At 59.0% G+C, this 22293-nt stretch carries 19 protein-coding genes and 2 pseudogenes; 6 read left to right on the top strand and 15 right to left on the bottom strand.

Features of this window, described 5'->3' with window-relative positions; translation table 11 throughout:
• Nucleotides 1-101: 101 nt before the first annotated feature.
• The 4 genes and pseudogenes from BLW02_RS18045 to BLW02_RS18030 all read right to left on the bottom strand — a co-directional run.
• Nucleotides 102-392: a hypothetical protein gene (locus BLW02_RS18045; protein WP_092701204.1), complete on the bottom strand. Its 291-nt coding sequence runs from the start codon at nucleotides 390-392 to the stop codon at nucleotides 102-104.
• Nucleotides 393-413: 21 nt separating this feature from the next.
• Entirely contained in the window at nucleotides 414-1040 is a 627-nt protein-coding gene (locus tag BLW02_RS18040) for an RDD family protein (protein WP_092701201.1), read from the bottom strand.
• A gap of 18 nt (nucleotides 1041-1058) precedes the next feature.
• Nucleotides 1059-1709 carry a hypothetical protein gene (locus tag BLW02_RS18035; RefSeq protein WP_092701198.1) on the bottom strand — a complete coding sequence of 217 codons (651 nt, stop codon included), beginning with the start codon at nucleotides 1707-1709 and terminating at the stop codon, nucleotides 1059-1061.
• 101 nt (nucleotides 1710-1810) lie between these two features.
• Nucleotides 1811-2125: pseudogene (locus tag BLW02_RS18030) on the bottom strand (ATP-binding protein); the annotation flags it as partial.
• 158 nt (nucleotides 2126-2283) lie between these two features.
• Here BLW02_RS18030 and BLW02_RS18025 point away from each other — a divergent pair.
• From BLW02_RS18025 to BLW02_RS18015, 3 genes are read left to right on the top strand one after another with little or no spacing between them, the layout of a single operon-like run.
• The gene (locus BLW02_RS18025) at nucleotides 2284-3486 is read left to right on the top strand and encodes a tyrosine-type recombinase/integrase (RefSeq protein WP_092701216.1); all 1203 of its coding nucleotides are present in this window, start codon (nucleotides 2284-2286) and stop codon (nucleotides 3484-3486) included.
• 9 nt (nucleotides 3487-3495) lie between these two features.
• Nucleotides 3496-4473: a tyrosine-type recombinase/integrase gene (locus tag BLW02_RS18020; protein ID WP_092701195.1), complete on the top strand. Its 978-nt coding sequence runs from the start codon at nucleotides 3496-3498 to the stop codon at nucleotides 4471-4473.
• Nucleotides 4473-5495, top strand: a complete 1023-nt coding sequence (locus tag BLW02_RS18015; RefSeq protein WP_092701192.1) for a tyrosine-type recombinase/integrase — start codon at nucleotides 4473-4475, stop codon at nucleotides 5493-5495. The genes BLW02_RS18020 and BLW02_RS18015 overlap by 1 nt, the downstream gene beginning before the upstream one ends.
• Before the next feature lie 78 nt (nucleotides 5496-5573).
• On the opposite strand, the pseudogene BLW02_RS18010 reads toward BLW02_RS18015, so the two are convergent.
• The 10 genes and pseudogenes from BLW02_RS18010 to BLW02_RS17965 form a co-directional block, all read right to left on the bottom strand.
• Nucleotides 5574-6083, bottom strand: a pseudogene (locus BLW02_RS18010) (ATP-binding protein); the annotation flags it as partial.
• The gene (gene istA / locus BLW02_RS18005; protein WP_092701213.1) at nucleotides 6076-7599 is read right to left on the bottom strand and encodes an IS21 family transposase; all 1524 of its coding nucleotides are present in this window, start codon (nucleotides 7597-7599) and stop codon (nucleotides 6076-6078) included. The gene istA and the pseudogene BLW02_RS18010, both read right to left, overlap by 8 nt.
• A gap of 124 nt (nucleotides 7600-7723) precedes the next feature.
• Nucleotides 7724-8779: a hypothetical protein gene (locus BLW02_RS18000; RefSeq protein ID WP_139285410.1), complete on the bottom strand. Its 1056-nt coding sequence runs from the start codon at nucleotides 8777-8779 to the stop codon at nucleotides 7724-7726.
• A gap of 17 nt (nucleotides 8780-8796) precedes the next feature.
• A complete protein-coding gene (locus tag BLW02_RS17995) occupies nucleotides 8797-9285 on the bottom strand; it encodes a hypothetical protein (protein WP_092701186.1) in 489 nt (162 codons plus the stop codon).
• Between the two features lie 9 nt (nucleotides 9286-9294).
• Complete coding sequence (locus BLW02_RS17990) at nucleotides 9295-9939, bottom strand: hypothetical protein (RefSeq protein ID WP_092701183.1); 645 nt, start codon at nucleotides 9937-9939, stop codon at nucleotides 9295-9297.
• A 30-nt stretch (nucleotides 9940-9969) separates the two neighbouring features.
• Entirely contained in the window at nucleotides 9970-12195 is a 2226-nt protein-coding gene (locus BLW02_RS17985) for a hypothetical protein (RefSeq protein ID WP_244273754.1), read from the bottom strand.
• Nucleotides 12196-12217: 22 nt separating this feature from the next.
• Nucleotides 12218-13942 (bottom strand): peptidoglycan-binding domain-containing protein, encoded by a 1725-nt coding sequence (locus tag BLW02_RS17980; protein WP_139285409.1) that lies wholly within the window; start codon nucleotides 13940-13942, stop codon nucleotides 12218-12220.
• A 12-nt stretch (nucleotides 13943-13954) separates the two neighbouring features.
• Nucleotides 13955-15394 (bottom strand): ATP-binding protein, encoded by a 1440-nt coding sequence (locus tag BLW02_RS17975; protein WP_092701207.1) that lies wholly within the window; start codon nucleotides 15392-15394, stop codon nucleotides 13955-13957.
• 5 nt (nucleotides 15395-15399) lie between these two features.
• On the bottom strand, nucleotides 15400-17889 hold the full coding sequence (locus BLW02_RS17970; protein WP_092701177.1) for an Hsp70 family protein: 2490 nt from the start codon (nucleotides 17887-17889) through the stop codon (nucleotides 15400-15402).
• Nucleotides 17886-18257 (bottom strand): hypothetical protein, encoded by a 372-nt coding sequence (locus tag BLW02_RS17965; protein ID WP_092701174.1) that lies wholly within the window; start codon nucleotides 18255-18257, stop codon nucleotides 17886-17888. Before BLW02_RS17965 ends, BLW02_RS17970 begins: the two co-directional genes overlap by 4 nt.
• 177 nt (nucleotides 18258-18434) lie before the next feature.
• Between BLW02_RS17965 and BLW02_RS20340 the strand changes: the two genes are divergently transcribed.
• The gene (locus tag BLW02_RS20340) at nucleotides 18435-18560 is read left to right on the top strand and encodes a hypothetical protein (protein WP_280140388.1); all 126 of its coding nucleotides are present in this window, start codon (nucleotides 18435-18437) and stop codon (nucleotides 18558-18560) included.
• Nucleotides 18561-18752: 192 nt separating this feature from the next.
• On the opposite strand, the gene repC is transcribed toward BLW02_RS20340, so the two are convergent.
• The gene (repC, locus tag BLW02_RS17960) at nucleotides 18753-19931 is read right to left on the bottom strand and encodes a replication protein C, IncQ-type (protein WP_159433800.1); all 1179 of its coding nucleotides are present in this window, start codon (nucleotides 19929-19931) and stop codon (nucleotides 18753-18755) included.
• Nucleotides 19932-20400: 469 nt separating this feature from the next.
• Here repC and BLW02_RS17955 point away from each other — a divergent pair, with 469 nt between their 5' ends.
• Both BLW02_RS17955 and BLW02_RS17950 read left to right on the top strand, forming a co-directional pair.
• Nucleotides 20401-21720 carry a Spo0J and IME4 domain-containing protein gene (locus tag BLW02_RS17955; protein WP_092701167.1) on the top strand — a complete coding sequence of 440 codons (1320 nt, stop codon included), beginning with the start codon at nucleotides 20401-20403 and terminating at the stop codon, nucleotides 21718-21720.
• Between the two features lie 242 nt (nucleotides 21721-21962).
• On the top strand, nucleotides 21963-22235 hold the full coding sequence (locus BLW02_RS17950; protein WP_139285408.1) for an antirestriction protein ArdA: 273 nt from the start codon (nucleotides 21963-21965) through the stop codon (nucleotides 22233-22235).
• The last annotated feature ends 58 nt before the right edge of the window (nucleotides 22236-22293 follow it).

Raw genomic sequence — 22293 nt, 5'->3', positions numbered from 1 at the left:
TGTCTTGATCTGCGGCCATGGCCAGGGTCTGCTGCTTCATGGGCGGATAACGTTTGAGAGGCAACACCGGTGGACCTTAATCAGCATTGCCTTAGATCGCATCAGCTACGAATCATTGCCAAGAGGCCGATGGCGGCCACCGCTCCGATAACGCCGGATGCGGCAACCGCACCCCATGTTCCCAGCTTGGGCTTGAGCCAGTAGTAGCAGCCAAGGGTGACCAGCCCGCCGACGAGGCCGAAAAGTTTGACGATGATGACCGCAACAATGGACGGCCACAGCCAGTCCCATGAGCCGGACTTCTTTTCGGGCGTTGCCGCTGGTGCTGCTATGGGCGCGGCAGTCGCGGGCGTCTGCGGCTGCGACGGCGCGTTCGGATCTTCGTATGCCATTGGCTCCTCCTTTGGTGGTTGTTACTTCCCTGCCGCGTTCAAGGCACTCATCAAGATCAGCACAAAGAAAACGGCGGCGGTACAAGCAAGGGCGCGAAACATTCCCCACTTTTTGTGGATCACCACTGCGGTGGTGGATGTGTCCCACAGCGTCGTGCCGGTTTTCGTGAGCCGCCGATACGCGAACAGTTGCGTGAACAGCGCGACGAATGGAATGCCGAACCCCACGCCCTGAACAAAGACCAAAAATGAGCGGTTCAGCGCTGCTGCGAAGGACAGCAGGTTGCCGCCAGGATGTGCAACCCGGATGCCAAACAGCCACTTCGCCGGGGTGGTTCCGAACAACGAGAGCAGCAATGCCTCGGCAGGCAGCCAAATCAGATACAGCACGACACTGGCAATGATCGGATTCTCAATGGCCTTTGCGAAACCCGCTGCCTGTTCGGGCATCGTCGCGCTAAAGGCAAATATCAAGAGCATGAACAGCACGAGACCTGCCGTGCAGATGTCGACCGTGCGCGCGAACAATCGCCGCCACGGATGATGTTGCCCGCCAAGAAATTTCTTGCTTTGATCGACCGGCGCGGCTGGCTTGGTGGCGACGTCGCCGGATGCTGGCGACGGGGCGTTGGGATCTTCATATGCCACTGGCTGTTCCTTTTCTTGTTATCGGATAACGATGCTGCTTTTCAACCGGTTGTGCGCTGCTGTCGCTTGCGGATCGCCCTCGATGTACGAAAGCGTGATCAGGGCTTTTTCCGCGCCCAGCAGCACATGGTATTGAGTCACCCTCATGGTTTCCGCTGGATTGGCCGTGGAGGTGCGTCCGTAGCTGATGATCAAAGCGGTCTGACCGCCAATGGATTCGACAGCAAAACGTGGACGCCCAACTTCCTTCACGCCGTGTTTCGCCAATCCGCCCCACATCGTCGGGGCCTCCTCGCGCCAACCGTCTGCCAAGTCCTTCAACACCTGCTGCTTGTCGGCCTGAACCTCTTGCCGAACATCTGCCTGCGTGATTGGTGGCTCCATCGGGATGAAGGACACCCGGACAAACATGCGCGAGGGCGCTGGATAGGACTGCACTGAAAGCGACGCTATGTGCTGAGTAGGAATACCTGTCACCTTTTCACCCCACTCCTTGACCCGCCTGCGCTGCTCCGCATCGCTGATCGTCCAGTCGCCGGGAACCTCAAGCTGGACACGCCCCTTGACGTTGAGTTTGGTGTATCCCGCCGTCTGCGCGGCGACCGGCAGGGCGACCGCAGCCAGAAAGCAGAAGCACAGGGCAAAAAATGTCGTTCTTGCTGTTTTCATCTGTTGGCGCCGATTGAATCTTGACAGTGTGTGCCGATCCAACTTTGATAGGGGGCGTGTAGCCAGCGTTGGTTAGGCTGGCTGTGGATAACTATAGCCTCCTACTGGGTTTGCACCTCCAGACTTGTCTCGGTCTTTCTGTTCAGCTCCCTGGCTTTGATCTTTCCCTTCGCCTCCTTGGAGCTGTGGCGGAAGCGGTAGGACTCATTGCCGGTTTCAACGATGTGACAGTGATGGGTGAGCCGGTCCAGCAATGCCGTGGTCATCTTGGCATCACCAAAGACAGCAGACCACTCCGCGAACGTCAGGTTGGTAGTGATCAGAACGCTGGTGTGCTCATACAGCTTGGACAGCAGGTGGAACAATAATGCTCCCCCAGCCTGACTGAATGGCAGGTATCCAAGTTCGTCCAGTAATGTTGCGCTCGACATTACTTGATTCATGTTGAGTGGTTGGTTATGTGGAGCTGCAGGACACGACGCCTGTCGCACTGCATCAATGGCGACGATGGACTCAACATAACCGTGGCATTGGGCTACCTTGACCGTCCCTTTTGACGGCCACGGAGGTCACCATGCTTGAGCAACTCTTCCCGAAGTACCACCAGCGTTACGTCGCCTCGCCGTTTGGCGATCAGCTCGAATTGTTCGCACGATGGTTGGTCGACACTGGCTACAGTCGGGATGTGGTCCAGGACCATGTCCGCAGGCTGCGACAGGTTCTAGAACTGGGCGACGAACCTTTTGCTTCAATGCTGGGCAGCGCGGACTTGGATCAGCTCTTTGCTGCTGCACCGGGCGGGATACTGTTCGCCGCCACACGGCGTGCGTTCGCGCGATGTCTGGCAGATCAAGGCAGGTGGCAGTCGGAGCCCGACGTACGGCCGCATGCCAAGCTTCTCGATGCCTATCGTGACTTTCTATATGACGTTCGCGGGTTGAGCCACTCAACGGTGGTGCAACACGTCTCGACGGTTGCAGCCTTCCTCCAAGAGACCCTGCCAGCCGGCTTGGATATCAGCGCTCTTACGCGAGAGCAGATCGAGCGCCACGTGGTCGCAACCGGCAAGCGCATCAGCCGCCAGAGCCTGCAGCATTGGGTCGCTCGCCTGCGCTCGTTTCTTCGGTTCTGTCACGTGCAGGGTCTGATGGCCCTACGCCTGGATGCTATCGACTCGCCGCGCGTGTATCGCGGCGAGCTGCCGCCAAGAGCGATCCCGTGGGCGACCGTGCAGGCGCTGCTGCAATCGATCGACCGCAAGCAGGCGACGGGCTGGCGCGACTACACGATCCTGTATTTGTTGGCGCATTATGGTTTGCGACCATGCGAGGTCGCCTCACTTCGGCTGGACTCCATCGACTGGCAGGCCAAGACCCTGCGTGTCGATCAGCGCAAGACCCGATCGGTCCTGCTGCTGCCGCTGGCCGATCAGACCCTACGCGTCATCAAGCGCTACCTGAATGCCGGCAGAACTGGCAGCACCCGGCCGGAGTTGTTCCTGCGGGCCCGCGGTCCCTCAGGCGCAATCAAGCACACCGCCGTGTGCAAGCTTTACCAGACTCGTGCCGCGCGCAGTGGGCTTGCGTTGCAGGGAACCTCGGCGTACTGCTTGCGTCACAGCTTCGCGATGCGTCTGCTTCATCGAGGTGTCGGCATCAAGGCCATTGGCGATGTGCTCGGTCATCGCGGCCTGGAGAGCACCTGTGCCTACCTTCGCCTGCAGTTGGACGCGCTGCGTGATGTGGCGTTGCCTGTTCCACAGGCTCAAGAAGTGTAGGGGGTAGCCATGTCGTCAACAACATTAAGCACTGCGATTGATCGCAGCATCGCCGACTATCTGGAACGCCAGAGGGCACTAGGGCGGGCCTACGTCGCCGAAGAAGACATCCTGCATTCGCTGCGTGACTTTATCTGCGCAACCAGCGAACGCGATGTGACTCTCCACTCGTTCGAGCGCTGGTGCGCATCCCATGAAGGCCTGACCGGCAATGTGCGCCGCAACCGGCAGCGGATCGCTCGCAACTGGTGCCTTTATCGCCAGCGCAGCGAGCCATCCTGCTTTGTTCCCGATCCGAACCGGTTCCCGAAGCCGCATCCTCACAAGGCGCCCGTCATCATCGCCCCGGCGGCGGTCGCCCGCATGCTGGCCGCAGCGCAGGCGGTCAGGCCGACCCCAGACTCGGCGTTGCGACCGGACGTGTTGCGGCTGGCCATAGTGCTTTTGTACACAGCAGGACTGCGTCGCGGTGAGCTACTTCGCCTTCAACTCGGCGACGTCAACGAACGGGACGCGGTGCTGCGGGTTCGGGAGTCCAAGTTCCACAAGTCCCGGTGGGTGCCGCTCTCTAAGGATGCGGGGGCAGAGCTGCGCGCGTACCTCCGACGTCGCCAACATCAATGGGGCGTTTCAGCGTCGACGCAGCCCTTGTTGTGCCACGGTACACGGCATTGCTACGGCTACACCGGGACCGGCCTGAGCACGGGTCTGCAGGAATTGGTCGAGTCGGCGAACGTCCGAGGGTGGGACGGGCGGCGACCTCGTGTGCATGACTTCCGCCACAGCTTCGCGGTCCAGTGTTTGTTGCGCTGGTACCGCCAGGGTGCTGACGTGCAGTCCAACCTGCCCAAGCTCGCGATGTACATGGGCCACGTCTCGATCGTATCTACGGCGTACTACCTGCGTTGGATACCCGAGCTGGCGCAGGCGGCCAGCGATCGCTTCGAGGCGTCCTTCGGCAACTTGGTTTCGGGCGGGGTGGCGTGATGGCAGCCGTCCACCAGAACAACCTCGGGCGCGCGCTCGTGCGCTTCTTCCAGGACTACCTGCCCAACCAGCGAGGGATGAGCTCCCATACGATCCGAAGCTATCGGGATGCCATCGTGCTCTTCTTGAGGTTCGTCTCGCGGGACGCCGGACGCGGCGTCGAACGTCTGGAGATCGACGATCTCCGCCCCGAGCGCGTCACTCAGTTCTTGTCCAGCCTGGAGGAACAACGTGGCAACGGCATCGCCACGCGTAATGCCCGGCTCGCCGCCCTGCATACCCTGGCACGATTCCTCGCCACCGAGCATCCGCAGCACATGGCCACACTGCAGGCTTTGTTGGCCGTTCCCTTCAAGCGCGGCGCGAAGAACGCGCCGATTGAGTATCTGGAGCATGGCGAAGTTCGCGACCTGCTCGACGTGATAGATCGATCGGATGATCGTGGACGGCGCGACTATGCGCTGTTCGCGCTGATGTTCAATACCGGTGCGCGCGTTCAGGAGATCCTCAATCTGAGGCCGCGTGATGTACGTCTTGATTCGCCAGCGCAGGTTCGCCTGACCGGCAAGGGCAACAAGATCCGGATATGCCCCATCTGGGCGACCACCGCAGGCCTTTTACGTCCGTTGTGTATGGCATGCGAGGGGGCTGCTGACGATCTGCCGCTTTTCGTCAACCAACGCGGTCAACCGCTCACGCGGTTCGGCGTTCGCTACCTCCTACAGCGCCACCTAGCCAATGCAGCATCCAAGTCCTCAACGCTGGCGAACAAGTCGATTCATCCGCACTCGATCCGCCACACCACCGCGATCCATTTGCTCAAGGCTGGCGTCGACTTCGCCAGCATCAGCCAGTGGCTCGGGCACGCGAGCCTGAACACCACGATGGTGTATGCGCGCGCCGACTTGGATCTCAAGCGCCAGGCGCTGCTGCAAGTGTTCCCAGACGCTCTGGCCCCGCCGAAGGCCGGCGACTTGGCGCTCGGCGGCGTCAACTTGGTGGACTGGCTTCGCCGGCTCTGACTGTTATGTGGAGTTCAAAAATATGCCTGATCCTCTGCGGCCGGCCGCGGACTCCACATAACCAACCACTCAACATGAATCCAGAATTACCAGGTCCATGCGCATCAAGCTCATGGCTATGCGTCCCGGATTTCCCTTGGCCTTCTCCTGCTCCAACGCATTGACCAGATCCACCGTCGAGTAGAACCGGACACGTTTGGAATGGTGCGTCAGCCCATTGATTCCCAGCGCCGTTGCCAAGTGGGTTTTGCCGGTACCAGGACCACCAATCAGGACAACGTTCTGGGCATCGTCGGTGAAGCTCAGGTCCGCCAACCTCTTGATCAGCACCTTGTCCACGGGTGAGACCTCGAAGTCGAAGCCAGCAAGATCCCGGTGAATCGGGAAGCGTGCTGCTTTCATCTGGTGGGCAATCGAGCGCATATGACGATCCACTTCCTCCGCTTGAAGCAAATGCTCGATCAGCCAACGCGAGCTCTGAATCGTGGAGCCGCCATCCTGCTCCATAAGGTCAGCCCAGGCACTGGCCATGCCATTCAAGCGCAGGGCCTTGAGTTCGCTTTGCACATCGCGTTTGGATTCAGACATGAATGACCCCTTGGTTATCGTTGTGGGTGGGGCGCAAACGGTCGTAGCGCGCGGTATCTGCCAGCGGGAGGTTGGTCAGTTGCAAGGTGGTTTTGGCATGCTCCGGCCTGGGTGGCGCGTTCAGCCTGGCCAGCACATTGCGCACATGCTCAGCACTGACACTTCCATTGGGCGTGGCACCTTCAAGGACAAGATCAACCGCCACCAGTACTGCGTCCAAGCCCGCCTGCGGAACGCTGGCCAGCACCTGTGCCATGGTGCGGTCACCGCCTGGGTACCTCAGAAGGGATTTGCGCAAGCGCTGCAAGGGCTCAGGCAAGTCCAGGAACGGTGCACCGTTGCGCAGTGCACCGGGCTTGCGCTGCACCAGTTCAATGTAGTGCTGCCAGTCATAGGTGACTTGGCCGCTGCCAGGTGTGCGGGCGTGGCTGGCGATGATGGTTTGCGCGCAGGCAATGTCCACCCGATTGGGGTACAGACGCGTGCTGACCAGGTGCCCCGCCCATTCGCAAGGAACGGAGTAGCGGTTGCGCGCCACCGCTACCAGACAAGTGCTGCTTACCCGCGCGGGCTTCTCCACATACCCATCAAACAGCACAGGCACGGACATGAGGTGGGGGCGCTCCAACTCCAGCATCTCTGCCACCGTGAACTGCTTGTGGATCGGATGCACGGTGTCCGCCCACACCGAACGACATCGCTCCCCCAGCCAAGCATTGAGTTCGGTAAACGATCCAAAGCGCCTGCTGGCAGCTTCGATCCAGATCCTCCTGCGGCTGTCCTGCACGTTCTTCTCCACCACACCTTTCTCCCAGCCCGAGGCGACGTTGCAGAAGTCCGGATCAAACAGGTAGTGGCTGCACATGGCCGAGAAGCGTGCGTTGACGATGCGCCCCTTGCCTTTCTTGACCTTGTCCACCGCCGTCTTCATGTTGTCGTAGATGCCGCGCCTGGCAACGCCTCCCAATGCCTGGAAGGCGCGGGTATGGGCATCGAACAGCATCTCATGGCCTTGCCCAGGGTAGGCAACCAGCCAGAAGGCACGACTGGCGCAGAGCTTCAGATGGGCCACTTGCAGTTTGTAGAACACCCCACCAACCAGCAGACCTTCCTCGCTCCAGTCGAACTGGAAGGCCTCGCCCAACTCGAAACTCAGCGGTACAAAGGCCCTGGCGGGATCCTTGGCGCTCTCCACCCGCCATGCACGGATGAAGTCCGTCACGGCGCTATAGCCACCCCGGTATCCCTGGGCCTGAATCTGCGCAAACAGCGCCTTGCCACTGCGCCTTGCGTTCTTGGCCCGGTGCGCATCCGTGCGCAGGGCCTGCTCCAACACCGCCACAAATGGCGTGAGCTTTCCATCAGCCTTCTTGCGCTCGTACTTCGGGGTTATGTCGCCGGGGGCCCTGAGCCACTTCTTGACCGTGTTTCTGGCCAGTCCCGTTCTTCTGCAAATCTCTCCGTCAGAGAGTTGGTCGCGCCACTTCATGCGCCTGACCTTGCCAATCATGTCCATGGTGATCACCTCTTACATCCCTGCTGAAAAATTCAGCAGGGCAGTTGAACACCCCTGTCAATTTTGGATCGGCATCAGACCTTTCAGACTGTCAGTTTTCGGTCGGCGGCAACAGTTTTCATCGTCAGTTCTCGGTGAGGAGGCTGTTCAGCAACTCCTGCTGGACGGCCTGCAACTGGCCACGGCTCTGCGGCGAGCCGGTGCCTTCATAGACGTTGATCGACAGAGGAAGGGAGTTCAGAAGGGTGATCCCGCTGATCCCGGAAATCGGTCGGCTGGTTTCCCCAATGCTCATGTTCATTCGCATGGAAAAATAGACCGCGTTGCCGTCCCGCCCTATCGGCTCAAACTTCATGTCGGACAGGCTGATGTCGCTGTTCTCGAACGACGCCTTCAGCCGTCGATTGAGTTCGGCAGGATTCACCCGTGGACTCGACTTGGAAAGGCCGGACAGGAACGTCTCGCGCGGTACCTCGATTCGCTGGAAATTTCCCTTCGGCCCGATGAGTTGGATTTGCAGCCAGTGATCCAGCATTTCCCGCGTGCCCTGCCTGTAGTCCTTCAGTTCTGAACAAAGGACTGCGGCATGCACGAGGCGAGAACCTTCTCCGAGGGAACGCCGTGCCATGTCCATCAGTTCCACCTCCCGTGCCGACTTGCCCGGTGTGCAGTAGCCACTTGGGTTCGAGAATACGACCTGCTGGCCGAGCACGTTCACGGATTCCGTGGCGGCGCTTCGCCGGATGACCGCCTCTTGGGTGGGCTGCTGCCTCGGCGTGACTGGCGGGGGGGGAGGTGGCGGTTGATAGGCGGGGACAGCCGTAGTAGGTGCTTGCGCAACCGAGGGCGTCGTCGAACGGGGGGGCTCGTGCTTGGTCGAGTTGACGAAGATGATGAGCAGAAGCCCGATTCCCAACCCGAAGCCGACCATCCATTTGCCGGTGGTCACATCGGAAGAACTGTCGCTCTTTCCGTTGGGCGATTGAGGTGCGGTGGATGCAGCCGGGGCTTCCTCGGCCCGTGTGGGCGGAGATTCTGGAGGCGGAGGGTTGCTCGGCGGCGGGGCGACTTCCGGCGCAGTTTTGCTGGCAGGACGGTTGTCTTCGAGATCGGAGACGAGCGTCGAAAGACCGGAGAAGCCTGTGGCGCTTCCCTTTTGTTTGTCGTCAGCAGCAGCCACGGTTCATCATCTCCCTCTCATAGCCGCAGCTTGGTGTAAACGCCTTCGACCATGCAGTCGTTGCCATCTTTGAAGCGCAGTCTTCCGAACCCGGAATTCGCAATGGTCAGGTAAGCCTCCTCGCCCAGAGCAAGAGATAGGCAGCTCGATGTCTTGATGTACGAGCTGGTTCCAAAAACCTCATACCAGTCGTCGTCCTCATGGCTGACCGTTACCACGTATTTCCCCGGCTTCTGCTTCGACAAGCCAAAGACCGCCTTCACGTCACATTTGTCCTTGCTGTCGAAGAAAATCACCTCGCCGCCGTAGCCTGACGTCTTGAAGATCGCCTCCTCAGAGTAGGCGTAGACGTAGCAGTAGCGTGTCTGGATGATGATGTCCTTGCCGTCAATCTTGTAAACGTTGCTGCCCTTGCGGGTCAGGTTCACCTCGTAGTTCTCGGCCAGGGCAGGTGCGGCCTGGAGGCCCATCAATGCGGCGAGCGTCGCGAGAAGCGGTTTCTTCATCGGCGTCACCTATTGGGATTGGAAGCTCGACAACCGGCTCTTCACGAGATCGAGCTTGGCCTTGTGAGCCAGCGGCCGATTGAAGACTCGATTCTGAATTTGGTCGGACACCTTGCTGATGGCAATGTAGGCCATGCTCAGTCCCGATTCGCGCTCGGACGATTTCTTTTCGACGAAGTCGTAGGGGAAGTTTTCGCAGAACTTGTGGAAGCCGGAGAACTGAGCAGCCTCCTTCGTGAACCGGAAGCCATCCGGCGTTAGCCGCGAGCGTCGTGGGTGATAAAGATCGACGAACAGGATGAACCACTCGGCTCCATTGAATGACACGGCCTCGAACACGTCGACTGTGCCTATGGCTCCGAGGCGGTGGAACAGGATGCGGTGTCCGGACTGAGTTTCGAGTCTGGACAAATACGCCAGTTGGCCGATGGGCCCGTTGACCGGAATCGGATTGGTCTCGGTAAAGCCGAATGGGCCGGTGCCTTTCGGGTCTTTGTCGTAGGCCGGGGCAGACTCCAGCATCGCCTTCATCGCCGGATGAACGAGTTCCAGTTGAAACGCTTCGTCATCGAGGATGCGGTGGATGTGCGCCATTGCTTCGCGCAGCGCCTTGTCTTCTTTGTTGCCACCGAATAGGTTGGACAGAAATCCCATGAATACTGCTCCCCTAGATACTAGGTTGAATCACTGCAAAAGTTCGCTCAAGCGGCGCATTCCCGGTTTCTTGAAGCCCATGCGGATGGCCTGCTCCAGTATGTGAGTGTTCGCGCCGTGGATATAGGAAATCCCGGCGTTGATCTTCTTATCGTCCTTGGCACCAATGCAGAACGAACCATCTGCACTCCACACATGGACACGATCCCAAGAGCAGCGAATCTGCTCGTTGGAGCCTAGGAACTTGCGCTTCACCAGCGTGATGCCATCGTCGTGCACTCGTGCATCGCCGAAATGCAGGTCGCGCCCTTCCTTCAAGGCTTCGAGCATCTCAGTAAGCAGACGCACGCAGACTGACCGCCAGAGTTTGTCAATGAACGTGCTGTAGACGTCTTGCTTCTTCAGTTCCACGACTGCTTCGGAGTTCCGGTTGCCGAACGCAATCGTGTAGGTCGTCCCGGTAGGAATGCCATTGACGGAATGACTGACGCCACCCCAACGAACGCGCGTGATCGAATCCAGCGGGAAATTCTGGCCTTTCCATGACACGCCCTGAGGCGAGATGCTCAAGGTGTCCTTGAACATCACACCGATCTCGGCACGGTACGTGATCTCGCGCACCCACTCGTCCTGGCGCGCTGATGCCTGCTTGCGTTGCTGAAAGATGTCCGCGAGCGCGTCAGCATCCTCCTCGACCCGATCCGCTATTTCGGGAACCTCGGCAAAGATCTCCTGAATCAGACCCGTCAATCGCTGCGACTGGGCGAGCATGTCATGCTTGTTGAACAGATCGATGGCGAGACTGCGAATCTCGTAAGCCAAGTCGCGGCTTGCTTCGTGGTCGATGCCACGCGCTTTCGAACTCAGTTGAATGGGCTGGGCGATCTTGTCCCAATTGCGCGCAACCGCATCGAGCTTGTCCACATAGGGCTCGACGGCGGTTTCGCCTGAGCCAGCATGGTCTCTGGCCGCCTTGATGAGCTTCTGGACGTTCTCGGCCTCCTTTTGCAGGATGCCGTGCGTCTCTATCTCGTAGCTGTCCACCAGGTCATCGATCAGTCCCGGCGCATGATCTTTGCCGCCGGAGGTCACGCCATCCACGGTTTCGGTCATCACTCGGATGAGCGTCATCGGCGGCAGCCTGTTGATGGCCTCCTTGATGGCACCACGGTAGTACCGCTTGCGCTCCGTCAGTTCGGCTTCGATCTGGTCAAGCGCACGCACTTCCGGGAATCCGGACACCGCGCGATCCTCGTTGATGTCGCGCAACACCTCCTCCGGGGTCAGATCTTCGGCGAGGTAGGCGGCTTCCATGATGAATTCGGCCAAGTCGTCAGCATCGTGCTTGCCATCCACGGCTTCGAACGCGGCGGCCAGCAGATTCAGGTGCGCGAGCGTGGGCAGGCCAGACTCTTGGCGTATCGCCATCGGGTCGTTAACCAAGTTCTCGACCAACTGGCTCGCCTTACGCGGCGAGACGCCGGGAAGCCACCCGATCTCCGCGCTCAAGCGGGTGCGCGGGTTGGTCAGGTCGGAGCGCGCCTTCTGGCAAACGTCGTGATCCAGTTCCAACGACTTCTCTTCCGCCGACTCGACGATGCGCTTGCGGTTGTCGCGGGTCGTCACGCCCAAGATTGCAAACGCCGACTGGTGCAGTGCGGTTGTGATTAGGCGATGCGTTGACTTGCTCGGAATCGATGCCGTGGTTGAGCGTTGACTGCTTACCAATGGTGCGATGTGTCTGGCTTTTGGAATTCCATCAGGAGGAAATGCCCGTCGGAAACACTCATCGACGATCTGTTGTAGCGAATGAGTTTTTGCCATCGCTTCGCATACAACTTCGAACTGCACATCCAATTGCGGAAGCAGGGTACTGTCCTGCAGGAGAATTGGATATTGGTTGATTTTTTGCGCCATTAACGGCACTAGCCTTGGGTCAACCGATTTTTGATTGGCTAAGTTCGTGGATGGCGATGGCGAAGAGGGAGAAGATTGGGCGCGTAACATCGCCAGGAGCTGCGGGTCTTTCAGCGCATCGAGCGCCTGCACGAGTGCCTCACGCGGCACCGACAACTGCTTGCCGCTGCGCAACTCGTGGCTGTATTGCGCAAGTTGATCTTTCGTCGACAGGTGATCGGACAGGGCAAGCGAAACGGCATACTCGCTGTTCGCGCGCGGGGCAGCATTGCAGCTCCGGCAAGCGACCAATGCGCCGGATTTCGCGGAACCACATTTGAAACAGATTGCCATTGCCATTTTCAGTATCTGGTCTTCGCCACTATCGGTACGTCAACTTGTTCAACTCGCCACGTAGGCAGTTGTAGTAGTCTGCCGGCCCGCTCACGCGCTTGTGAACACCACAAACACTCTCGATCGACGCTCGCTCAGATGCGCTGGCGCGAGACAGATCAGGCTGGCCTCCAGAGTTCGATAACTTTGTCAGCTCAGTTTGTTGACATCGGTAGTAGTCTGCCGGCCCGCTCACGCGCTTGTGAACACCACAAACACTTTCAATCGACGCTTGCTCAGATGCACTGGCGCGAGACAGATCAGGCTGGCCTCCAGAGTTCGATAACTTTGTCAGCTCAGTTTGTTGACACCGGTAGTAGTCTGCCGGCCCGCTCACGCGCTTGTGAACACCACAAACACTCTCAATCGACGCTTGCTCAGATGCGCTGGCGCGAGACAGATCAGGTTGGCCTCCAGAGTTCGATAACTTTGTCAGCTCAGTTTGTTGACACCGGTAGTAGTCTGCCGGCCCGCTCACGCGCTTGTGAACACCACAAACACTCTCAATCGACGCTTGCTCAGATGCGCTGGCGCGAGACAGATCAGGCTGGCCTCCAGAGTTCGATAACTTTGTCAGCTCAGTTTGTTGACACCGGTAGTAGTCTGCCGGCCCGCTCACGCGCTTGTGAACACCACAAACACTCTCAATCGACGCTTGCTCAGATGCGCTGGCCCTAGAGAAATCTGGTACACCGTTGGATTGGGGTGGTGGCTGGGGTGCTGGCGCAGTGGCCAGTGCCGCCGGAGAAGAGGACGCCGAAGGTGTGGTTAAAGTGGCGTTGGGGCGCGAAGGCGAACGTTGTAGCTGAAGCAGCAACGCTTGATCTGCCTCGCCGGTCGCGGCCAAGCCTCTGTCCTGCTGGAAGGCAATGACGGCGGAACGCGTACCTCGCCCCATCAAACCATCAGCGGTGCCAGCGTCGTAACCGAGTTCGATGAGTTTGCGCTGGATCGCTTGCACCGTCGCATCCGGAGCAGGACGCGACGGCTCAGGAACCGACAGCGAGCCAGTGGATGGACTACGATCGAATCTGCTCCTACCCTCGGATTGAAGCTGACTCCGGAATGGCTCAATGTCTCGTTGAGAACTATTCAAATCATTGCGCCCTCGATTATTAGTCTGATATTTAAATGAACTGCAACGGCTGTTGTAGTCGGCCACCATCGCATTGAAGCGATCCACATCGACATCGGTGTAGTTGTTGAGCGCGGACTTCGCGCCATCTATGCGGATGTCTTCGGCCAAGCAATACCGAATTTGCTCCCTTGAGAGCACGAGATCTTGGCCGACCGGCGGCTTGGTCTCAACCGGGCGTGATGGTGCTTGTGGTTGCGGTGGTGGCGTATAGCTCGGAGCGGTGCTTTGCGCCGGCGGAGAGTAAGCAGGTGCCGGAGAAGTCGTGTTCTTGTTCGACTGGCCGATCAGCCAGAGCAGGCCGATGACGGCGGCGATGCCTAATATCCACTTGCCGCCAGACGATCCAGAGGACGGCGGCTGCGCAGGTTCTTGGTACGTTTGATGCTGGCTCGGCTGCGGCTGCGGCTGCGGCTGCGCGGGCTGCGACTGCGGGGCGGGACGTCCGGCACCCGGTGCAGCGGCAGCAGGTTCTGTTTTGGCGGAGAGGAGCAGCGTCGTGTCCACGTCGGACACGAGCGAGGAAAGGCCTGCGAAGCCTTTGCCTTCTCCCTTCTTCTGTTCTTCTTCGCCCGTCACTACCACCTCCCCTTAAACGAATCCGATGCGCCGCTTGGTTTCGCCACCCTCGCGCTCGCGCGCCGGTGATGCACGCAGGGCGGCCAACAGGCTGGCCTGATCCAGTTTTTCGTTGCCAGATCGCGCCGCGAGCCTTGCGCCTTCGCGCACCACAAATGAAACATCAGACAAGGGCCTGCCAGCAAGCTCCTTCGCCAGCGGCTTGGAATCCACGTCCGACTCCTTGGGCAAGGAGGAGAGCAGCTTGTCCAGCAGCGACTGCACTTCAACCTCGCTGGCGAAATCCACCTTGATGACGTGATCGAAACGTCCTCGGCGCTGGATTGCCGGGTCGATCATGTCGATACGGTTGGTCATGGCGATGATCAGCACGTCGTTCTTTACCGCCTCCGGAATGCGGCGCAGGAACTCGGCTACTTCCTCGACGCGGTGATGACCCGAACCCATCTCACGGTCAGCCAGGAAGGCTTCCATCTCATCGATCACGAGGACGGATGGCGCGTTCTCCATCGCCTTGTCGAACACCTGCGCGACCTTCTTGCTGGTCTCGTGGATGTAGGGGCTGGCGACACTGGAGGCGTCGATCTGGAAACTGGGCCAGCCGAGGAAGTCCACCAACCGGTCCACAGCAAATGTCTTGCCGCAACCCGGAGGGCCGTGCAGGATCACCGCCGACGGGAACTCGATGCCGAGCGCCTTGTAACGGTCGCGGTGCAGGATGATGTCGACGATGTGCTCGTTCAAGAAAGCAGCCAGTTCGGGCCGCCCGGCGAGTTCGAAGACCTTGTTGGGTTCCGGCTCGGCGAGTTTGACTTGCTCAACCTTCTCGGCGGGGGCGGCTTCCGTTGCTTCGTCAGGAGCTGCAGGCTTGCGCGCCAGCGGGATGATTTCGGCGACCTCGAAGCCCGCAGCTTGCACGACATCCTTCAAATGGCCCGCACCGAGCCAGCTCATGGACTGCCGCAGCCGTCGAAAAGATGTGGCCGGAATGTTCGTGCCGCCGGTCAGCCAGTAGCCGAGCACGACGTCGTCGCCGATTCTGGAGCTGATGCTGTAGGTGGGAAGCAGTCGCGTGATCTTCTCAATGTAGAGGGCGTCTTGCAACGGGGAATCCGCGTCGATGTCGCGCGTTGCCTTCAACGCCAAGGCGAAGGAAAGCGCCTCGGATTTATTGTCGGGAGACTTTCCTTCGCCGACTGGGCAAAGCGTCTGGCTCGGCGCGCTGGAGATTGACCGCAACTGGCGGTCGCCGAACTGTGCGGCGTTGAGCGTTCCATCTTCAACCAGACCTGCATCCTGCCAATGCTGCGCCAGCGCGCCCAACACGACGAGCGCACGCCCGCCGCCCATCGTCTCGTAGATTTGCCAATCCGTACCTTCGAACAGCGCGGTGCGAACTTTCGCGCCGTCTGGCAGTTTGAAACCGATGGGGAGCCATGCGTCGAGGGCCATGAGCATCAACTCCGAACGATATTGGCACCGGCCATCATGTCGTCGTCACCCGCAGAGCCCACTTGAATCGAGATGAGTTGGCCGACCACTGCGCGCAACTTGTCGATGTCGTTGGCCTTGATGGCTTCGGTTCCGACCGCCACGAGCTGCGCATGCTCTCTGGCGTCAGAGAAGAGGTAGCTTGCCTGAGCCAGTCGTTTGAAGTGGTCGATCACGAACCAGTCTTGACGCCACAAGATCATGAAGTTGCGGCTGCGCAGATCATCCAAGTGCGACTCGAAATCGCTGCCGTTGTTTTCGAGCGCGCGCTGCGCCGTCTTGACCAAGTTGTCGAAGGACGTGACCTCGGTGGGCCGTGCGTGCTGGCGCACGGCCTTTTCAAAGAAATCGACCGCCCTGTCAAGTTCGAGTTGGCGGATGTCCTTCAGGTGCTCCTTGCGCGTCAGCGCCAGCAGGCGCTTGGCCTCCTGCACGTTGTCCATTGCCTGCTTCGCCGTTTCCGGATCGGCTTCGCCCGACTCAATAGAGCTGGCCTGCTCCAGTTTCTCGCGGGCCTGCTCCAGACGCGGGTCGTCCACTTTGGATGCCATCTCTTCAAGGCGCTCCAAGGTGTGCTCCGACTGCTCCTGAATATTCCTGGCCTGGTTGGAGTAGTCGAGTTTGCCTTCCTGGCTGGAGTAGAAGTTGCGACCGCTCTGGAACGAGCCGCTGATGGAGGGAACCGAAACCTCCAAGATGATGTTGCCGGAGTCGAGCACTTCAAACTCGCAGATCATCTCCGCGCCTGCGGCGATGACACCGTCGTCGAAGTCCGTGCCCTTGATCTCGAACATGCCAATGAAGCGGTTGTCGTTGATCGGATCGGAGATTTCGCCTTCCCATAGCTTGAACTTGATCGACCCGGCGCTTCCGGCCTTGAGGGATTCACCCGCCTTGAAGGACTTCTTGCCCTTCTTGGGCAACTGGTCGCCTTCACGCACGAGATAGTCCAGCACCAAGCGGCCACCAACCTTGTCGCGGGCTTCCACACCAACGGAGTGGGACGCGGGAATCGCGTCAATGCTGGCGGCAGTGCGGGCGATGACGATCTTGTCTTCGCCCAGCGCAATAGGAGCCCCGTTCGAGTCAAACACGAACACCTTGAAAAGGTTGTCGCCGGGCTTGGACAGACTGAGTTCGACACTCGCGCCATCCTTCAGCGCAACGCGGCCTGACGACCAACCCGTGTCGAGGCTGTCGATCTGAAACTCGATACCCGCTGGCGCGCGCGACAACTTGGCGACGATCTTGGCCTTGTGCTCCGGCGTGCGTGCGATGTAATTGAATGAAAGGTCGAGCGCGCCACCGGCGCTGAGTGCGCCACGGGAACTCTTGCGCCCACGACTCTGCGAAGCCCAATCGATGGACTCGGCAAACACTGCCGCGCCTTCGGCAACGGCAGTCATCGGGTTCACGTCGGTGGACGGTGCGATGCCGAGCTCGAATGCGACCTTGTCGCGCAGGTTTTTGTACTGCGCAGGCCCGCCTACAAAGACAATCCGCTCAACGTCGTGCGAACTCAGCCCAGCTTTTTCAATGCTCTCGCGGGTGGCCTGAATCGACTCTTCGACCTTGGACGCAATCAAGCTGTCGTACAAAGTTCGGCTGATCGGAATATCGAGGTAAATTTCTTCACCCGCTTGGTCACGCACACCGAGCTCATTCTCGGCAAGACTGATGACAGATTCGTCGCTTTGCGACAGCGCAATTTTTGCTTTTTCAGCCGCCCAGGTCGCAATGGTGCGCAACGACTTGTACTGCGGGTTGGACGCCAAATCTTCTGGCAAATCAAAGTTGTCGAGTAGCCACGGCTTGACGACGTTGTCGAACAGAATGCGGTCGAAATCGCGGCCACCACACATGGCAATACCGCCGTGTGCAAGTAGGTTCACGCGACCACCGATGCTCTCGGCAATGGCAACATCCAGCGTGCCGCCACCAATGTCATACACAAGAAAAATGCCGTCGTTTTTGCGTTGGCGCATGACGCTCATCACCGCAGCGACCGGCTCTTGCATCAACGCAACCCGCCCGAGCCCGGCTGCATCAGCGGCAGCCATCGTGGCGTCCTTTTGCATTTGGTTGAAGGCAGCCGGAACCGTGATGACGGTGCCGGTGTCACCATCGCCGCGAATCTCCTCCGGCAGGTAGCCAAAGAGTGAGCGCAACACCTCGGCGGAACATTCCTCCGGTGTCATCGTGAGGTTGACCGCAGGCAGCTTCACGGGCGTGCTCGTACCCATGAGTCGTTTGAACAGCACCGCCGCGTTGTCTGGGTTCTTTGCGGCACTGTTGTAGGCGCGCGAGCCGACGTACTTGTTGCCGCGCCGGTCGATGAAGATGGCCGAAGGCGTTACATCGTGCTGTTCCGGACTCTTGTAGAGGTAAATCTTGTCCCCATCGAACGAGCAGATGGCACTGTTGGTTGTGCCGAGGTCGATACCGACGTATTTCATGCTTCCACCTTCCTGAGCATTACCGTGCCTTGTTTGCGCAGCCCTTTTGGTCCCATGATGATCGGCTCCAGCATCTGCTCAACGAGCAGCACATCGTCAGGGCCGAAGTCCCCCAGGTTCAAGGCAGATGCAGCCATCCCCGCGTCGTAGGGCTGCCCCTCGACATTTACTAGCTTCAGACCGTTGCAGTCCAGGCTTTCCTCGACCTTCTTCTGGAAGTAGCGGATCTGGTTGATGTAGCGGCCTGACTCACCCGCGTCGAGCTTGCCGACCACCTTGCCGAACAAACGCGAGAAGCGCCAGCTCTCGACTGCGATGTCGATTAGCGATTGCTCCAATTGCTCATCATCTTTGCCAACGTGGGTCATAGGCCTCTCCTGTTTGACGCTTCACAACATCTTACGTCTTGCGATTGCTGATACTCATGTTTACGCTGAGCATATTCGACAGAAAGCAGTGGAGTTGCTCCGATGGCCCAATACTCGTTGCATATGCCCCAGTGCCGACGGAGTTAACAATGCAGTCAGCCACACCCTGAGGAACCAATGCTGCTTCCTTCGTTGGCGCTGATCGTCAAACGATTGCGGGACATGAAGGCTCTCCAACTCGGGACTTTGAATGAGCGGCAGGTCAAGTTCTTGCGAGCACTGGCCAAGTACAAAGCACCTTGACGAATAGCGGGCAGCCAGGCTTTCAAACCCCCAGCATTCCGTGGTTCGTACGTCTCCCACTATTCCAGTGAGACGATCTACCCAAGTACATGCGATTCGCCATACCCCGGGTGATGACCCGACGCCGTTCCAGCGGCGGAGTGGTCTTCACCACTCACCATAGACCTGTCTTAAACAGGTCTTGGATGAGTCTTAGATCAGGGCTTCAACCACCTCGGAAGCCGCGCCAGCATTGGGCTCTGCCACATCGCCAGGTTCCGTCACAACGTCCATGGTGTCCGTCGCAACGATGGGGGTCTCCGTCACAACGTCTGCGGTTGGCGTTACAACGTCTTCATCGGGACTGCCCACAAACCGGGGTTTGCGCACACGCACCATCCGATCAGCATCATTGAACCAGCACACCCACCCAGGCAGCCCTGCAATGGCCTGGACAGCCTCCTTCAACGTCCTGATGCGGCTTTTCTTGGCTGAGGCCGTGCATTCCTCGGTGCCCCAGACGTGCGGCAGCAGGGTTTCCAGCTTGATTTTTCGGAATTCGCCAGTGAACGCCCATGCTGACAGCCAGGCATGCAGACGCCTTGCGGGCTTGGACTGCAACAAGCGCTGCTCACGCATGTTGATCCAGTTCACACCGCTTCGAGATACGCAGCCTGCCGATAGTTCAGGGTTGAGGAATACGAAGACACGGGCAGGCGCCTCCCCCGTGAGCACCGCTGATAACAGCGTGTATGAGCAAGTCCCCCAGTGGCTGCCGCTGCCTGGGTAGTACAGCGATGCCTCACACGTTGTGCGGAGCAACCTGCGCACGCTGTTGCGCACAATCTCAGTATTCGGCCCCGTAGCGGTCATTCCTACGCCCCGCGCAAGTGATGGGATCGTGACTTCCACGCTCACCAAGACAGAAGGTGTACTGAGATCAGGAAGGTTGCTGGCAATCGTTTTTTCAGCCTTCACAGCCTGGTACTTGATATGACTGAGTGCGGTGGCGAAATCCTCAGGGTGCTGTGCTGGGAAAAACGCATGTCTGTGTTCGCCAGGCGTCGCAGCCAACTGACACAGGTGGTACAGGACCATCTGATCGGTAATGTCCAAGGCCTGCTCGGACTTCCAGACGCAGTCCACAAGCGTCTTGCACGCCCCTCCCCGGATCGCGGTGTTTGCTGCCTGAATTCCGGCAGCTCGGGTGCCATGTTGGATGGGCCGAAACAGACCGTCCGTCATAACGTACAGGGGATGCACAGGGGCATGGTCCATGTAGTCGATCACGGGTTCGACCTGTCCGTTTGCGCCCAACCGTGGCTTGGGCGATGGTTTTAGGTAGGGCTGCTTTGTTCTGGCCCCTGCTGGCGCTTTTCTCTTCTGCTGCATGTGATTTTTCCTGATCGAGGCTCGCACCGATGTGCCCAGCCGCAACCTGGGCGCACGTCGGCTCGAACTCTGGTGAATCACATGCGCTGGGGTGTTGTCGGTGTCTTTCTTGGACAGTTGTGACGACATCCCGGAATCATTTCCGGGGGCTAGGGAAACCACATTAGCAAGTGCACCCTCGTTTGCGTAAGTGGGGTGCGGCATCCTGTGCCACGGACATTCGGACAGGGTCATGGGCCGCACTCATGCGGCCTGGCTGCCCTTGACAAACGTTCTGAAATTCGTAGACTGGTAGGCATATGCACAGTGATACCCACTCCCTCAATCACACCTCCACGGATCGCTCGATCCAGTGCATACGTTCGCGCTAAGCGGACGATTCTTCTCCCCCCGTTTCGTCCGCGTCCATACGCACGCACCAAGGGTTTGGTGCGCGCCGAAGTTTTGACTTTTCAAACCGGAACGCGACATGTCTCACACTCCTAGCGCCCCTTCTGCGGCCTCCAAGCAGAAACCATCCACGACGGCAAAAACCGTCACGACGTACCCCCTCGATCCTTGCGTCGAGTTGTTCCCGGCGATGAACTCGGACGAGTTCAATGCCCTGAAACAGAGCATTCAACGCAACGGACAATCAGAGCCCATCTTGCTTTTCCGGGGCCAAGTGGTCGATGGCCGCCATCGCCTCAAAGCCTGCCAAGAACTGGGCATCGAACCCAAGGTTGAGACGCTGAGCGTCAAGACCTACGAGCAGGCCAAATCCATGGCCTTCGCACGCAACATCAACCGCAGAAACCTGACCACAGGACAACGGGCTTTGATGGCGGCTGCGTTGTGCACTCGCAAACCAGGTCAGGCCAAGTTTTCAGCAGCGACGGAGCCACCACTGTCTCAAACCCAAGCGGCTGACCTGTTTGCCGTGAGCCGCGATTCGGTTCAACGGGCTGTAAAGGTGTACTGCGACGGCGGCAAAGAGCTGAACCGGCAACTGGCATCGGGCGAGACTACTCTCAACGAGGCGCATGTCGAAGTCACCGGGTCCAAACGCATCAAGGACCCTGCACTTGTTCAAGCGGCCAAGCTGGTTGCACGACACAAGGAACAAGAGAGCGAGAAATCCCGCCTGGCACGCCTGAACCGTCAAGCCCTTCTGAGCCAGAAGAATGCGGCACTGCCCACGGGCAAGAAGAAATATTCCCTCTTGCTGGCAGACCCTCCATGGAACTATGGCATGTCCAACGACCGCTCTGCGTCCCGGATGCTGCCGCACAACCATTACCCCACCATGAGTACGGATGACATCTGTGCGATGGACGTGCAGTCTTGCGTGACGAAGGACGCCATGTTGTACCTGTGGTGCCCCGCATCCTTGCTTCCAGAAGGCTTGCGCGTCATGCAGTCCTGGGGTTTCGAGTATCTGACCAACTGGGTATGGCACAAGAACGGCGGCAAGCTCACGTGTGCGGGCGGCGTTGCAGTGGCACACCATGAATTGCTGCTGGTCGGCAAACGTGGTCAAGGCCTGACGATTGTCGGCAATGATGCTCGCGAGTCGTCTGTGTTTGCTGCACCTGTGACACAGCACAGCGCCAAACCAGCGCTGGTGCATGAACGCCTGGAACGCCTGTACCCCTCCGTTGTAAACCGCTTGGAGCTGTTCGCCCGCAATGCACGCAGCGACTGGGATGTGTGGGGTAACCAGAGCCAGCAATCGACGGCAGCTGTGCCAGTTGTGCAAACCACCTTGCAAACGGGGGCCAACGATGAGTGTTTTGCACACGCTGCCTGAATTCGGCAGGGTCGTGCGGCACTTCATCGTGTACGGCGCCTGCACCAAGCGAATACAGCACGGTCGCTGACAGCGGCCTAACCGGGGCATGACTTGCGTGAAAGCGCAACCGTGATCCGGTCTTTTCTAGGGCACCCGTTCCGTTCGGGTGAACTCATGTCCTGCGCTATTGGCCGGACGGAAAACCCTGCCCTAGACACAGCCCTTTACCAGATTGCCAGGAACAATATTTATGAGCACTTATGAAAAATTTGAACCCAAAAATGACCTTGCAAGACCGCACGATGCTGCGGCTGTACCAAATCAACATTGACCCAGATGCATCTTTCAGGACCGCTACCGTGCGCTTCATGGGAGTAGCTGAAACACCTGGGCAATGGATGCATAAGTGGCTGCAAACCACTGGCGAGCTAGACCAGATTCCCGAACACCTCAGGGACTACCTGGACTACGAAGACTTGGCGGATGATTGGCAGAACGGGCCTGTCCGAATTTCTGTGTGTGAGGCTCATTGAACCTTCACCGATTTCGTGAAGCTGGTTGACTATCTTACGTGCTCGATTTCGTGAACCG

The organism is Acidovorax soli (assembly GCF_900107605.1).
Classification (GTDB): Bacteria; Pseudomonadota; Gammaproteobacteria; order Burkholderiales; family Burkholderiaceae_C; genus Acidovorax; species Acidovorax soli.
The sequence above is the reverse complement of the archived record's forward strand: the minus strand, read 5'-3'. Positions and strand labels throughout refer to the sequence as shown.

What these genes read in the sequence shown, in the direction of transcription:
- BLW02_RS18045 (WP_092701204.1), bottom strand. Translation starts at nt 392, where the DNA reads ATGGCATACGAAGATCCGAACGCGCCGTCGCAGCCGCAGACGCCCGCG.
- BLW02_RS18035 (WP_092701198.1), bottom strand. Translation starts at nt 1,709, where the DNA reads ATGAAAACAGCAAGAACGACATTTTTTGCCCTGTGCTTCTGCTTTCTG.
- BLW02_RS18025 (WP_092701216.1), top strand. Translation starts at nt 2,284, where the DNA reads ATGCTTGAGCAACTCTTCCCGAAGTACCACCAGCGTTACGTCGCCTCG.
- BLW02_RS18020 (WP_092701195.1), top strand. Translation starts at nt 3,496, where the DNA reads ATGTCGTCAACAACATTAAGCACTGCGATTGATCGCAGCATCGCCGAC.
- BLW02_RS18015 (WP_092701192.1), top strand. Translation starts at nt 4,473, where the DNA reads ATGGCAGCCGTCCACCAGAACAACCTCGGGCGCGCGCTCGTGCGCTTC.
- istA (WP_092701213.1), bottom strand. Translation starts at nt 7,599, where the DNA reads ATGGACATGATTGGCAAGGTCAGGCGCATGAAGTGGCGCGACCAACTC.
- BLW02_RS17995 (WP_092701186.1), bottom strand. Translation starts at nt 9,285, where the DNA reads ATGAAGAAACCGCTTCTCGCGACGCTCGCCGCATTGATGGGCCTCCAG.
- BLW02_RS17990 (WP_092701183.1), bottom strand. Translation starts at nt 9,939, where the DNA reads ATGGGATTTCTGTCCAACCTATTCGGTGGCAACAAAGAAGACAAGGCG.
- BLW02_RS17985 (WP_244273754.1), bottom strand. Translation starts at nt 12,195, where the DNA reads ATGGCAATGGCAATCTGTTTCAAATGTGGTTCCGCGAAATCCGGCGCA.
- BLW02_RS17975 (WP_092701207.1), bottom strand. Translation starts at nt 15,394, where the DNA reads ATGGCCCTCGACGCATGGCTCCCCATCGGTTTCAAACTGCCAGACGGC.
- BLW02_RS17970 (WP_092701177.1), bottom strand. Translation starts at nt 17,889, where the DNA reads ATGAAATACGTCGGTATCGACCTCGGCACAACCAACAGTGCCATCTGC.
- BLW02_RS17965 (WP_092701174.1), bottom strand. Translation starts at nt 18,257, where the DNA reads ATGACCCACGTTGGCAAAGATGATGAGCAATTGGAGCAATCGCTAATC.
- BLW02_RS20340 (WP_280140388.1), top strand. Translation starts at nt 18,435, where the DNA reads ATGCTGCTTCCTTCGTTGGCGCTGATCGTCAAACGATTGCGGGACATG.
- repC (WP_159433800.1), bottom strand. Translation starts at nt 19,931, where the DNA reads ATGCAGCAGAAGAGAAAAGCGCCAGCAGGGGCCAGAACAAAGCAGCCC.
- BLW02_RS17955 (WP_092701167.1), top strand. Translation starts at nt 20,401, where the DNA reads ATGTCTCACACTCCTAGCGCCCCTTCTGCGGCCTCCAAGCAGAAACCA.
- BLW02_RS17950 (WP_139285408.1), top strand. Translation starts at nt 21,963, where the DNA reads ATGAAAAATTTGAACCCAAAAATGACCTTGCAAGACCGCACGATGCTG.